At 48.9% G+C, this 1,054-nt stretch carries 1 protein-coding gene; it reads left to right on the plus strand.

Annotated elements, in window-relative coordinates; translation table 11 throughout:
- Window positions 1-1,054: transposase (locus A3848_RS27465; RefSeq protein ID WP_074088235.1), on the plus strand; the 1,054-nt coding region annotated here is incomplete at both ends.

The raw sequence follows: 1,054 nt of genomic DNA on the forward strand, positions 1-1,054 counted from the left end.
GTTCCCAGCGGATGAGGAATGTCCTCGAAACGGTATTTACCGCCGTGCTTCAGTTTCTGGCTGACGAAAAATACGTGTCTCTGGAGCATTATTTTGTGGACGGCACTAAGATCGAGGCGAATGCCAATCGCTACACCTTTGTTTGGGGCAAAGCGGTCAGCAAACACAAAGCGAAATTACAGGAGAAGGTACACGCTCTGTTTGCTGACATTGAAGCGGCAGAGCACCAAGAAGAACAGGAGTTCCAGGGAAAGGACCTCGCCGAATTCGGAGAATCTTGTGAGATGAACAGTGAGAAGCTAGAAACCCTGACCCAGGTGCTGGAGTCTAAGCTCCTGGACAAACCTAAAGACAAACCTCTGAAAAAAGCCGTTTGGAAGCTTCGGAAGGATTTGCTGCCCAGATTACTGAAGTACGAACAGTACCAGAGGCTACTTGGCGACCGGAACAGTTTTAGCAAGACCGACCCGGATGCGACGTTCATGCGGATGAAGGAAGACCACATGCGAAATGGTCAACTCAAACCGGGTTACAATGTACAAATCGGAACGGAAAACCAGTTTATTTTGGCGTACAGTCTACACCAAAGACCGACGGATACCCGCTGTTTACAGCCGCACATGGAAAAGGCAAAAAAGATCTTGGGTAAACTTCCTAGGGCGGTGATTGCGGATGCAGGCTACGGTAGTGAAGAAAACTACGCCTATCTGGAAAAGGAAGCGATTCAGGCGGTAGTGAAATACGGAAGCTACCATAAAGAAAAGAGTAAAGCTTGGAAAGAGAATGTCGGAAAGATTGAGAATTGGACATACAACAAAGCCGAGGATACATGGACGTGCCCAGCTGGACAAACGCTGCATTTCCGCAAAGAAAGCAAGGAAACGCTGGGGAGTGGATATGAAATTCGAAAACGTCATTACCGTAGCCAGAGCTGCGAGGGCTGCCCACTGAAGGAACAATGTACGAAAGCCGAAGGAAATCGAGAAGTGGTCGTCAGTTTGGAACGATTGCGGTACCAGAGTCAGGCTCGGGAGATTCTACGGAGTGAAGAAGG

It is taken from the genome of Paenibacillus sp. P32E (genome assembly GCF_001909085.1).
GTDB lineage: Bacteria > Bacillota > Bacilli > Paenibacillales > Paenibacillaceae > Paenibacillus_AQ > Paenibacillus_AQ helianthi.